The sequence below is a fragment of the Agrobacterium tumefaciens genome, assembly GCF_005221325.1.
Lineage (GTDB): Bacteria > Pseudomonadota > Alphaproteobacteria > Rhizobiales > Rhizobiaceae > Agrobacterium.
The window spans coordinates 1,402,068-1,414,493 of the sequence record NZ_CP039889.1 but is presented as its reverse complement, the minus strand read 5'-3'; the positions used below and the strand labels follow the sequence as shown (position 1 = coordinate 1,414,493).

Annotated in this window: 8 protein-coding genes; all 8 read left to right on the top strand. The window is 59.5% G+C overall.

What is annotated here, in order from left to right; all coding sequences use genetic code 11:
* Positions 1-31 precede the first annotated feature (31 nt).
* The 8 genes from CFBP5499_RS21335 (at position 32) to CFBP5499_RS21300 (ending at position 12,424) form a co-directional block, all read left to right on the top strand.
* Positions 32-2,494 (top strand): glycogen/starch/alpha-glucan phosphorylase, encoded by a 2,463-nt coding sequence (locus tag CFBP5499_RS21335; protein ID WP_080828480.1) that lies wholly within the window; start codon positions 32-34, stop codon positions 2,492-2,494.
* Complete coding sequence (gene glgB, locus CFBP5499_RS21330) at positions 2,494-4,701, top strand: 1,4-alpha-glucan branching protein GlgB (RefSeq protein ID WP_080828482.1); 2,208 nt, start codon at positions 2,494-2,496, stop codon at positions 4,699-4,701. Before CFBP5499_RS21335 ends, glgB begins: the two co-directional genes overlap by 1 nt.
* Positions 4,702-4,722: 21 nt before the next feature.
* On the top strand, positions 4,723-5,985 hold the full coding sequence (gene glgC / locus CFBP5499_RS21325) for a glucose-1-phosphate adenylyltransferase (RefSeq protein WP_080828483.1): 1,263 nt from the start codon (positions 4,723-4,725) through the stop codon (positions 5,983-5,985).
* Between the two features lie 5 nt (positions 5,986-5,990).
* On the top strand, positions 5,991-7,433 hold the full coding sequence (gene glgA / locus CFBP5499_RS21320; RefSeq protein ID WP_080828485.1) for a glycogen synthase GlgA: 1,443 nt from the start codon (positions 5,991-5,993) through the stop codon (positions 7,431-7,433).
* Positions 7,434-7,437: 4 nt separating this feature from the next.
* On the top strand, positions 7,438-9,066 hold the full coding sequence (locus CFBP5499_RS21315) for an alpha-D-glucose phosphate-specific phosphoglucomutase (protein WP_080828487.1): 1,629 nt from the start codon (positions 7,438-7,440) through the stop codon (positions 9,064-9,066).
* A 105-nt stretch (positions 9,067-9,171) separates the two neighbouring features.
* Positions 9,172-11,127, top strand: a complete 1,956-nt coding sequence (gene glgX, locus CFBP5499_RS21310) for a glycogen debranching protein GlgX (protein ID WP_080828489.1) — start codon at positions 9,172-9,174, stop codon at positions 11,125-11,127.
* Positions 11,128-11,181: 54 nt separating this feature from the next.
* Positions 11,182-11,670 carry a MaoC family dehydratase gene (locus tag CFBP5499_RS21305; RefSeq protein WP_080828491.1) on the top strand — a complete coding sequence of 163 codons (489 nt, stop codon included), beginning with the start codon at positions 11,182-11,184 and terminating at the stop codon, positions 11,668-11,670.
* Positions 11,671-11,701: 31 nt separating this feature from the next.
* Positions 11,702-12,424 (top strand): transporter substrate-binding domain-containing protein, encoded by a 723-nt coding sequence (locus CFBP5499_RS21300; protein ID WP_080828493.1) that lies wholly within the window; start codon positions 11,702-11,704, stop codon positions 12,422-12,424.
* Positions 12,425-12,426: the final 2 nt, after the last annotated feature.

Sequence of the window (12,426 nt, the reverse complement as noted above, 5' to 3'; positions counted from 1 at the left end):
CCTCTCCTCCCACCAAGGTGCTGACCGACCAATGATCAATAATCTCAACGCCGCCGATCTTCCCCGTCCCGCCCCGCGCAGTTCCAACCCGGAAATCATGGCCGCGGAAATCATCGAGCGACTGACCTACCGCATCGGCAAGGACGTCAAGGTTGCCAAGCCGCATGACTGGCTGACCGCAACCATCCTCGTCGTGCGCGACCGCATCATCGACAAATGGATGGAATCCACCCGCAAGGCCTATGCCAACAATTCCAAGCGCGTTTATTATCTGTCGCTGGAATTCCTGATCGGCCGCCTGATGCGCGACGCCATCTCCAATATCGGCCTGATGCACGAAATCCGCGACGCCCTGTCCTCGCTCGGCGTCGATCTGGATGTCATCGCCGGGCTGGAGCCGGATGCCGCACTTGGCAATGGCGGCCTCGGCCGCCTCGCCGCCTGTTTCATGGAATCCATGGCGACCGTCGATATCCCGGCCTATGGCTATGGCATCCGTTACGTGCACGGCCTTTTCCGCCAGCAGATGGCAGATGGGTGGCAGGTGGAACTGCCGGAAACCTGGCTTGCCCACGGCAACCCCTGGGAATTCGAACGCCGCGAAAGCTCCTATGAAATCGGCTTCGGCGGATCGGTGGAGACCATCGGCGGTTATGAAGACCCGCAGCGTTTCGTCTGGAAACCGGCAGAGCGCGTCATCGCCATGGCCTATGACACACCGGTCGTCGGCTGGCGCGGCACCCGCGTCAACACGTTGCGGCTGTGGTCTGCGCAGCCGATCGACCCCATTCTCTTGGCCGCTTTCAATGCCGGCGACCATATCGGCGCATTGCGTGAGAGCAACAAGGCGGAAAGCCTGACGCGGGTTCTCTACCCCGCCGATGCGACACCCGCCGGCCAGGAATTGCGCCTGCGGCAGGAATTCTTCTTCTCCTCCGCCTCGCTGCAGGACATTCTGCGCCGCCATCTGCAGCAGTACCCGGATTTCACCTCGCTGCCGGATAAGGTCTCGATCCAGCTCAACGACACACATCCGGCCATTTCCATCTGTGAAATGATGCGCCTGCTCTGCGATGTCCATGGCCTTGAATTCGACGAAGCCTGGAAGATCACGCAGGGAACCTTCTCCTACACCAACCATACGCTTCTGCCGGAAGCGCTGGAAAGCTGGCCGGTGCCGCTGCTCGAGCGGCTTTTGCCGCGGCACATGCAGATCGTTTACGCAATCAACGCCAATACGCTGGTCTATGCCCGCAAGGAAAAGAAAATGGCGGATCAGCAGATCCGCTCGATCTCGCTGATTGATGAAGGCGGCGAACGCCGCGTGCGCATGGGCAACCTCGCCTTCATCGGCTCGCACTCCATCAACGGCGTCTCCGCCCTTCATACCGAGTTGATGAAGGAAACCGTCTTCGCCGACCTGCACGGCCTCTACCCCGAGCGGATCAACAACAAGACCAACGGCATCACACCGCGCCGCTGGCTGATGCAGTGCAATCCGGGCCTGACGGGGCTGGTGCGCGAGGCGATCGGCGATGACTTCCTCGACGATGCGGAAAAGCTCACGGCTCTCGACCGTTTTGCCGACGACGCCGGTTTCCGCGAAAAATTCGCCGAAGTGAAACGTCTGAACAAGGTGCGGCTTGCCAATACGGTGGCGCAGCGCATGGGCATCCGCGTCGACCCTTCCGCCATGTTCGACATCCAGATCAAGCGCATCCACGAATATAAGCGCCAGCTTCTGAACCTCGTGGAAACCGTGGCGCTTTACGACCAGATCCGTTCCCACCCGGAACTGGACTGGGTGCCGCGCGTTAAGTTCTTCGCAGGCAAGGCGGCGCCGAGTTATCACAACGCGAAGCTGATCATCAAGCTTGCCAACGATATTGCCCGGGTCATCAACAACGACCCGGCCGTGCGCGGGCTTCTGAAAGTGGTGTTTATTCCGAACTACAACGTCTCGCTTGCGGAAATCATGGTTCCCGCCGCCGATCTTTCGGAACAGATTTCGACCGCCGGCATGGAAGCCTCCGGCACCGGTAACATGAAATTCGCCCTGAATGGAGCACTCACCATCGGCACGCTCGATGGCGCCAATGTGGAAATGCTCGAACATGTCGGCGATGACAACATCGTCATCTTCGGCATGACGGCGGAAGAAGTGGCCAAGGCCCGTGCCGAAGGTCACAATCCGCGCGCCATCATCGAAGGGTCTGCGGAACTGTCGCAGGCGCTGTCGTCTATCGCCTCGGGCGTGTTTTCACCCGATGATCGCTCGCGTTTTTCCGCCCTCATCGACGGAATATACAACAGTGACTGGTTCATGGTCGCAGCCGATTTCGACGCCTATGCCGACGCGCAGCGCAAGGTGGATGCGATCTGGAGCGATCAGGATAGCTGGAACACGAAAACAGTGCGCAACACGGCGCGTATGGGCTGGTTCTCATCCGACAGGACGATCCGCCAATATGCCACCGAGATCTGGAGAGCCTGATGAAAAAACCGCTCAATTCGGCCGAAGAGAAAAAGACTGGCGAAATCACGAAGGCTGAAATCGAGGCGATCAAGAGCGGTTTGCATTCCAATCCTTTTGCCCTTCTCGGCGTTCACGAAACGCCGGAAGGGTTTTCCGCCCGCTGCTTCATTCCCGGCGCCGAAGAGGTTTCCGTCCTGACGCTGGACGGAAATTTCGTGGGCGAGTTGAAGCGGCTGGATACCGACGGCTTTTTCGAAGGCCGGATCGATCTTTCAAAGCGCCAGCCGGTGCGTTACCGCGCCTGTCGCGATGATGCTGAATGGGCGGTGACCGATCCTTACAGCTTCGGCCCGGTTCTCGGACCCATGGATGATTATTTCGTCCGTGAGGGATCGCATCTGAGGCTGTTCGACAGGATGGGCGCGCATCCGCTGAAGCTAGAGGGCGTCGAAGGTTTCCACTTCGCCGTCTGGGCTCCCAATGCGCGGCGCGTTTCCGTCGTCGGCGATTTCAACAACTGGGATGGCCGCCGGCATGTCATGCGGTTCCGCAAGGACACCGGCATCTGGGAAATCTTCGCACCTGACGTCTACGCCGGCTGCGCTTATAAATTCGAAATCCTCGGCGCCAATGGCGAACTTCTGCCGCTGAAGGCCGACCCCTATGCGCGCCGCGCAGAGTTGCGGCCGAAGAACGCTTCCGTCACTGCGCCCGAACTGACGCAAAAATGGGAAGATCAGGCCCACCGCGAACATTGGGCGCAGGTGGACCAGCGCCGCCAGCCGATCAGCATTTACGAAGTGCATGCCGGTTCCTGGCAGCGCCGCGAGGACGGCACCTTCCTCAGCTGGGATGAACTCGCCGCCCAGCTCATTCCCTATTGTACCGATATGGGCTTCACCCATATCGAATTCCTCCCCATCACCGAACATCCCTATGATCCCTCCTGGGGTTACCAGACGACGGGTCTCTACGCCCCGAGCGCCCGTTTCGGCGACCCGGAGGGCTTTGCCCGTTTCGTCAACGGCGCCCACAAGGTCGGCATCGGCGTTCTGCTTGACTGGGTTCCCGCGCATTTTCCAACCGATGAGCATGGCCTGCGCTGGTTCGATGGCACCGCGCTTTACGAACACGCCGATCCGCGTCAGGGTTTCCATCCCGACTGGAACACGGCCATCTATAATTTCGGCCGCATCGAGGTGATGTCCTACCTCATCAACAATGCGCTTTATTGGGCCGAAAAATTCCATCTCGACGGGTTGCGCGTCGATGCGGTCGCCTCGATGCTTTACCTCGACTATTCCCGTAAGGAAGGCGAGTGGATCCCGAACGAATATGGCGGGCGCGAAAATCTGGAATCCGTCCGTTTCCTGCAGAAGATGAATTCGCTCGTCTACGGCACCCATCCGGGCGTCATGACGATTGCCGAAGAATCCACCTCCTGGCCGAAAGTGTCGCAGCCGGTTCACGAGGGTGGTCTCGGTTTTGGCTTCAAGTGGAACATGGGCTTCATGCACGACACGCTGAGTTATTTCGCGCGTGAGCCGGTGCATCGCAAGTTCCACCATCAGGAACTGACCTTCGGGCTGCTTTATGCATTCACCGAGAATTTCGTGCTGCCGCTTTCCCATGACGAGGTGGTGCATGGCAAGGGATCGCTGATCGCCAAGATGTCCGGCGACGACTGGCAGAAATTCGCCAATCTCCGATCCTACTACGGTTTCATGTGGGGTTATCCCGGCAAGAAACTGTTGTTCATGGGGCAGGAGTTTGCCCAGTGGAGCGAATGGAGCGAAAAGGGATCGCTCGACTGGAACCTGCGCCAATATCCGATGCATGAGGGCATGCGCCGCCTCGTGCGCGATCTCAACCTCACCTATCGATCCAAAGCCGCCCTGCACGCCCGTGACTGCGAGCCCGAAGGTTTCCAGTGGCTGGTGGTGGACGATCACGAGAATTCCGTTTTCGCCTGGCTACGCTCGGCGCCCGGCGAAAAACCGGTGGCGGTCATCTGCAATCTGACCCCGGTCTACCGGGAAAACTATTATGTGCCGCTTCCTGTTGCGGGGCGGTGGCGGGAAATTCTCAACACCGATGCCGAAATTTATGGCGGCAGCGGCAAGGGAAATGGCGGACGCGTTCAGGCGGTCGATGCCGGCGGCGATATCGGGGCGATGCTCGTCCTGCCGCCGCTTGCCACGATCATGCTCGAACCGGAAAACTGACAGACAGAGAGGGAGGACACCATGTCGGAAAAAAGAGTTCAGCCTTTGGCGCGTGATGCAATGGCCTATGTCCTCGCAGGCGGAAGAGGAAGCCGCCTGAAGGAACTGACGGACCGCCGGGCAAAACCCGCCGTCTATTTCGGCGGCAAGGCGCGCATCATCGATTTCGCGCTCTCCAATGCGCTCAATTCCGGCATTCGCCGCATCGGCGTCGCCACGCAATACAAGGCGCACTCCCTCATCCGACACCTGCAACGCGGCTGGGACTTCTTCCGCCCTGAACGTAACGAAAGCTTCGACATTCTGCCGGCCTCCCAGCGCGTTTCCGAAACGCAATGGTATGAGGGCACTGCCGACGCGGTTTACCAGAACATCGACATCATCGAGCCCTATGCCCCGGAATATATGGTCATTCTGGCCGGCGACCATATTTACAAAATGGACTACGAATACATGCTGCAACAGCATGTCGATTCCGGTGCCGACGTCACGATCGGCTGCCTGGAAGTGCCGCGCATGGAAGCGGTCGGCTTCGGTGTGATGCATGTGAACGAAAAAGACGAGATCATCGACTTCATCGAAAAGCCGGCCGATCCGCCCGGCATCCCCGGCAATGAAGGTTTTGCGCTCGCCTCGATGGGCATCTATGTCTTCCACACGAAATTCTTGATGGAAGCCCTGCGCCGCGATGCCGCCGACCCGACCTCCAGCCGCGACTTCGGCAAGGACATCATTCCTTATATCGTCGAGCACGGTAAGGCCGTCGCCCATCGCTTTGCCGATTCCTGCGTGCGTTCGGATTTTGAACACGGCCCTTACTGGCGCGACGTCGGCACCATCGATGCCTATTGGCAGGCCAATATCGACCTGACGGATGTGGTGCCGGACCTCGACATCTACGATAAATCCTGGCCGATCTGGACCTATGCGGAAATCACCCCGCCGGCGAAATTCGTGCATGACGATGAGGATCGCCGTGGTTCGGCCGTATCGTCGGTCGTTTCGGGTGACTGCATCATTTCCGGCGCCGCCCTCAACCGCAGCCTGCTGTTCACAGGCGTGCGGGCCAATTCATACTCCCGCCTTGAGAATGCCGTAGTACTGCCGAGTGTGAAGATCGGGCGTCATGCCCAGCTCAGCAACGTCGTCATCGACCATGGCGTGGTCATTCCGGAAGGACTGATTGTAGGAGAAGACCCAGAACTGGATGCCAAACGTTTCCGCCGCACGGAAAACGGCATCTGCCTTATCACCCAATCGATGATCGACAAGCTGGACCTGTAGAGCCCATGAATGTCCTTTCGGTTTCATCCGAAATTTATCCCCTGATCAAGACCGGAGGGCTCGCCGACGTTGCCGGCGCGCTCCCCATCGCGCTCGAAGCCCATGGCGTCAGAACGCGCACATTGATACCCGGCTATCCGGCGGTGAAAGCCGCCGTGACGGACCCTGTCAAATTGTTCGAATTTACCGATCTGCTTGGCGAAAAAGCCGATGTGCTCGAAGTGCGGCATGAGGGGCTAGACCTCCTCATTCTTGACGCGCCGGCCTATTACGAGCGCTCCGGCGGCCCCTATCTCGACCAGACCGGCAAGGATTATCCTGATAACTGGAAGCGCTTTGCGGCGTTGTCTCTGGCTGCGGCGCGCATAGCCGCCGGCGCTCTTCCCGGCTGGCGACCGGATATGGTGCATGCGCATGACTGGCAGGCTGCGCTCGCCCCGGTCTATATGCGTTATGCCGAAACGCCTGAGATACCGAGCCTTCTCACCATCCACAACATCGCCTTTCAGGGCCAGTTCGGCGCAAATATCTTCGCAAAGCTTGGCCTTCCCGCCCATGCCTTTGGCATGGATGGCGTCGAATATTATAATGATGTCAGCTTCCTCAAGGGCGGCCTGCAGACGGCATGGGCGCTCAGCACCGTCAGCCCCTCCTATGCCGAGGAAATCCTCACCCCGCAATTCGGCATGGGCCTGCACGGCGTCATCGGCAGCCGCGCCCATGTGCTGCACGGCATTGTCAACGGCATCGACGCCGATGTCTGGAACCCGGCCACCGATCATCTGATCCACGACAATTTCTCCGCCGCCAACCTCAAGAACCGTGCCCTCAACAAAAAGGCGGTCGCCGAACATTTCCGCATCGATGATGATGACAGCCCGCTGTTCTGCGTCATCTCCCGCCTGACCTGGCAAAAGGGCATCGATCTCATGGCGGAAGCCGTGGACGAGATCGTCGCCCTCGGCGGCCGTCTGGTCGTGCTTGGCGCGGGCGAAGTGGCGCTGGAAGGCGCGCTTCTGGCGGCCGCATCGCGCCACCATGGCCGCGTCGGTGTTGCCATCGGTTACAACGAACCGCTCTCGCATCTGATGCAGGCGGGTTGCGATGCGATCATCATCCCCTCGCGTTTCGAGCCCTGCGGCCTCACCCAGCTTTACGCGCTGCGCTATGGCTGCATTCCGGTGGTCGCCCGCACCGGTGGCCTCGCCGATACGGTGATCGACGCCAACCATGCCGCCATCGCCAATAAATCGGCGACCGGCGTGCAATTTTCACCCGTCACGCTTGACGGTCTCAAACAGGCGATCCGCCGGACCGTCCGTTATTATCACGACCCTAAACTATGGGCACAAATGCAGAAACTCGGAATGAAATCCGATGTTTCCTGGGAAAAGAGCGCCGGTCTCTACGCCGCGCTTTACAGCCAGCTTATTTCGAAAGGCCATTGAACCAATGATCAAAACTATCAAGACGACGCCCTATCAGGACCAGAAGCCGGGCACTTCAGGCCTGCGCAAGAAGGTGCCAGTCTTCGCCCAGGAAAATTACGCCGAGAACTTCATCCAGTCGATCTTCGACGCGCTTGAAGGTTTTGAGGGCCAGACGCTGGTGATCGGCGGCGACGGCCGTTATTACAACCGTGAAGTCATCCAGAAGGCGATCAAGATGGCCGCCGCCGCCGGTTTCGGCAAGGTGCTGGTCGGCCAGGGCGGCATTCTCTCCACGCCCGCCGCCTCCAACGTCATCCGTAAATACAAGGCCTTCGGCGGCATCGTGCTTTCCGCCAGCCACAATCCCGGCGGCCCCACCGAAGATTTCGGCATCAAGTACAATATCGGCAATGGCGGTCCCGCACCGGAAAAGATCACCGACGCGATCTATGCCCGCTCCAAGGTCATAGACAGCTACAAGATTTCCGATGCCGCCGATATCGATCTCGATAAGGTGGGCAGCTTCAAGGTGGATGAGCTGACGGTCGAAGTGATCGATCCGGTTGCCGACTATGCCGCCCTGATGGAAGAACTGTTCGATTTCGATGCTATCCGCGCGCTGATCGCCGGCGGCTTCAAGGTCGTGGTGGATTCCATGAGCGCCGTCACCGGCCCCTATGCCGTTGAGATCATCGAAAAGCGTCTCGGCGCACCGAAAGGCTCCGTCCGCAACGCAACGCCGCTGCCGGATTTCGGCGGGCACCATCCCGACCCGAACCTTGTCCACGCCAAGGAGCTTTATGACGACGTCATGAGCCCGGAAGGCCCGGATTTCGGCGCGGCTTCCGATGGCGATGGTGACCGCAACATGGTTGTCGGCAAGGGCATGTTCGTCACCCCGTCCGACAGTCTCGCGATCATCGCCGCCAATGCCAAACTGGCGCCGGGTTATGCCGCCGGCATTTCCGGTATTGCGCGCTCCATGCCGACAAGTGCGGCAGCGGATCGTGTCGCCGAAAAGCTCGGCCTTGGCATGTACGAGACGCCAACCGGCTGGAAATTCTTCGGCAATCTCATGGATGCCGGCAAGGTTACGATCTGCGGCGAGGAAAGCTTCGGAACCGGCTCGAACCATGTGCGTGAAAAGGATGGCCTGTGGGCCGTGCTTTTCTGGCTGAACATTGTGGCTGCCCGCAAGGAAAGCGTGAAGGACATCGTCACCAGACACTGGGCCGAATATGGCCGCAACTATTATTCCCGCCACGACTATGAAGAAGTGGATTCGGACGCCGCGAACACGCTGGTGGCCACCCTGCGCGAAAAGCTCGCGACGCTGCCGGGCACCAGCTACGGCAATCTGAAGGTCGCGGCGGCGGATGATTTTGCCTATAACGACCCGGTCGATCAGTCGGTGAGCAAGAATCAGGGCATCCGCATCCTGTTCGAGGGCGGCTCGCGCATTGTGCTACGCCTTTCCGGCACCGGCACGGCGGGCGCGACACTTCGCCTTTATGTCGAGCGTTACGAGCCGGATGCGGCCCGTCACGGCATCGAAACGCAGACGGCGCTCGCCGACCTGATTTCCGTTGCCGATACCATTGCCGGCATCAAGGCCCATACCGGCCGCAGCGAACCGAGCGTTATTACCTGATAATTTCCGCCAATCGTGAGGGACGCCCAAGCGCCCCTCATTTCGGCCTCGCCTCTGCCTTCTCCGGTCTCGAGGAGGCACACCATCCCTCCGGAGAGACAGACCATGCAGACACCACCCGTTTTCCCCAAAGGCGCAACCCGAACGGAAAACAGAATGGAATTCACGGTCTATTCCCGGCATGCTTCGCAGATCGATCTCTGCCTCTTCGATGACACCGGCGAGAAAGAGACGGCGCGTCTGCCGATGATACGCGGCGAAGACGACGTTCATCGGCTCACGCACGCAGAAGCCGGGCCCGGCACGCGATACGGCTTCCGTGCCCACGGCATCTACGCCCCCGAGCATGGTCTGTGGTTTGATCCCGCAAAGCTGCTGCTCGACCCCTATGCCACCGAGATCGACCGCTCCTTCCGTCATGATCCCTCGCTTTATGCCTTCGGTGCGGAAACCGGTGCGATCATGCCGAAGGCGATCCTTTCCGAGCATGAGGCGGTCAAGCGCCAGCCGCCTCGTTTTGCCTGGGGCGGGCTGATTTACGAACTTGCCGTCAAATCCTTCACCCGGCTGCATCCCGACGTACCTGAAGATATCCGAGGCACGGTCGCGGCGCTGGCGCATCCTGCCATTCTCGCGCATTTGAAAAAAATCGGCGTCGATGCCGTGGAGCTGATGCCGATTACCGCCTGGATCGACGAACGCCACCTGCCGCCGCTCGGCCTTTCCAATGCCTGGGGTTATAATCCTGTTGGTTTCATGGCGCTCGATCCGCGCCTCTGCCCCGGCGGCGTGCGGGAGTTGCGCGACACGGTTGCGGCGCTGCATGCGCAAGGCATTGGCGTCATTCTCGATCTGGTCTTCAATCATACGGGTGAAAGCGATATCGAAGGCTCGATCCTGTCACTGCGCGGGCTCGATAATCTCACCGCCTTCCGTCACCCGCAGGGAAAGCCGGGCGTACTGGTCAACGATACCGGCACCGGCAATACGGTCGCCTGCGACCACCCCTATATTCGCCAGCTCATCATCGATTCGCTGCGGCATTTCGTTCTCCATGCCGGCGTGGATGGCTTCCGTTTCGATCTGGCCCCCGTGCTCGGGAGAACGGCCGCGGGTTTCGACATGGCGAGCGAGACGCTGGCCGCCATGCATTCGGACCCTGTCCTTTACGACCGCATGCTGATCGCCGAACCCTGGGATATCGGCCCCGGCGGTTATCAGCTCGGCAATTTCCCTGAGAGTTTCCTGGAGTGGAACGACCGCGCCCGCGATGACATGCGCCGGTTCTGGCGTGGAGATGCCGGTACGACCGGGGCGCTGGCCAATGCGCTGTCCGGTTCTTCGCCGATCTTTTCCCGCCATGGCCGCTTGAAAAGCCGCAGTGTCAATTTCCTTTGTGCCCACGATGGTTTCACCCTGTTCGATCTCGTCAGCCATGAACGCAAGCACAATGAGAGAAACGGCGAGAACAATCGCGATGGCCATAATGACAACCATTCCTGGAACAATGGTTTTGAGGGCCTGACCGAAGACCCCGCCATTGTCGCCGCCCGTCTAGCGGATGTAAAAGCACTTCTCTCCACGCTTTTCGTCAGCCGCGGCACCCTGATGCTGACGGCGGGAGATGAGGGTGGCCGCAGCCAGCAGGGCAATAACAATGCCTATTGCCAGGACAATGAGATAAGCTGGGTCGACTGGTCATCGCTTGTCCCTGAGTTGATCGACCACACGGCGTTTCTCGCCGCACTGCGCAAGCGCTTCGGTGTGTTTTCTGAGAGTGGGTTCTTCTCCGGCAGGGGCGACGTGACATGGCTTGCCCCGGGCGGCGAACCGATGACGGTTGCAGACTGGGAGAGGCCGGATGGGCAGGCCTTCGCCATGGTGCTTTCCATCCCGGACCGGGAGACCGGCAAGGATACCGAGCTTGCCATTCTTATCAATCGCGGCCGCGAGATCGTTCCCTTCACCCTGCCCGGCGATCGCTGGAGCGCCATCGGCACGGATTTCGGCAATCCCGCTTTCCTGCCTGCTCGTTCCGTGGTGTTTTATCTGCGCGGTTGATCCCTTCGCGTCACGAGCCGTATAAGTCGCTGGAAACAATGCGGACGAGGTAACATGACAAAAGAAATTGCGCTGGCGGACATGAAGGATCGCGTCGGCACGGAAATGGGTGTTTCCGACTGGATCACCGTCGACCAGACGATGATAAACGCTTTCGGCAAAGCGACGCTGGATGAACAGTTCATCCACACCGACCCGGAGCGCGCCAAGGCGGAAAGCCCCTTCGGCGGCACCATCGCCCATGGGTTCCTGACACTCTCGCTGCTTTCGGCGCTGAATTACGACGCCCTGCCCCGCATTCGCGAACAGACCATGGGCATCAATTACGGCTTCGATGCCGTCCGTTTCGTCACGCCGGTGAAGAGCGGTGCGCGGGTGCGCGGCCGGTTCACGCTGGCGGAAGCGCGTTTTCGCGGCGCCGCCATGCTGATGACGACGTATGACGTGACGGTGGACATCGAAAACGAAAAAAAGCCGGCGCTCACTGCCCGCTGGACGACGATCAGCCAGTTTAACGCGGAAGACCGGCCGGAGGACGCCTGACTTTAAGACGCATATTATTTGAGGAATAAATATGAGATTTGCCTACTTGATAGAACCTCCATTCAATTTCAGAACTGAAACGGGCGAAGTAACAGGCTGCGATGTTGAACTAGCGCGAAAGGCCCTCGCCATCGCGGGCATTAGCGACGTAAGGTTCATTGAAACCGAGTTTGCCGACTTATTGCCCGGATTGGAGGAAAATCGGTGGGACATGACGACCGGCCTGTTCGACACGCCGGAGCGCAGAAAAGTCGCCGCCTTCAGCAGACCCATCTGGGTCCTTGGTGATGGATTTCTCGTTAGAAAGAGCAACCCCAAGAACATCAGTGGCTATGCTTCGGCGGCTGCCAACCCGGGGTGTACCATGGTCGCGATACAGGGCCAGGTTCAACACCGCGCGTGTCTGGACGCAGGCGTGCCAGACACGCGACTTCTGGTGTGTGAGACATACGAAGAGGCGGCACAGGCAATTTTAGATGGACGCGCAGATGCTTATGCAAGCGTGGCTGTTGCACATTCGGGCTTTCTTGAACAACATCCCGGTTTAGAACTGGATATCGTCTTGGTTTCCACCGACGAGAGAAAGGCGGCGGTAGGCGCATTTGCCTTCAGAAAAGAAGACGACGACCTTCGCATCGCCATCGACTCGGCAATCGGCCAATATGTACGCTCAGCCGAATACCGCACTATGATGCTGGGATATGGATTTAACGATACGGCGCTCGTAGCCTGCACGACATCCGCCGGAGAATGATC

Bases quoted from the DNA above. Each gene is read 5' to 3' on its own strand.
- CFBP5499_RS21335 (WP_080828480.1), top strand. From the start codon at position 32: ATGATCAATAATCTCAACGCCGCCGATCTTCCCCGTCCCGCCCCGCGC.
- glgA (WP_080828485.1), top strand. From the start codon at position 5,991: ATGAATGTCCTTTCGGTTTCATCCGAAATTTATCCCCTGATCAAGACC.
- CFBP5499_RS21315 (WP_080828487.1), top strand. From the start codon at position 7,438: ATGATCAAAACTATCAAGACGACGCCCTATCAGGACCAGAAGCCGGGC.
- CFBP5499_RS21305 (WP_080828491.1), top strand. From the start codon at position 11,182: ATGACAAAAGAAATTGCGCTGGCGGACATGAAGGATCGCGTCGGCACG.
- glgX (WP_080828489.1), top strand. From the start codon at position 9,172: ATGCAGACACCACCCGTTTTCCCCAAAGGCGCAACCCGAACGGAAAAC.
- CFBP5499_RS21300 (WP_080828493.1), top strand. From the start codon at position 11,702: ATGAGATTTGCCTACTTGATAGAACCTCCATTCAATTTCAGAACTGAA.
- glgC (WP_080828483.1), top strand. From the start codon at position 4,723: ATGTCGGAAAAAAGAGTTCAGCCTTTGGCGCGTGATGCAATGGCCTAT.
- glgB (WP_080828482.1), top strand. From the start codon at position 2,494: ATGAAAAAACCGCTCAATTCGGCCGAAGAGAAAAAGACTGGCGAAATC.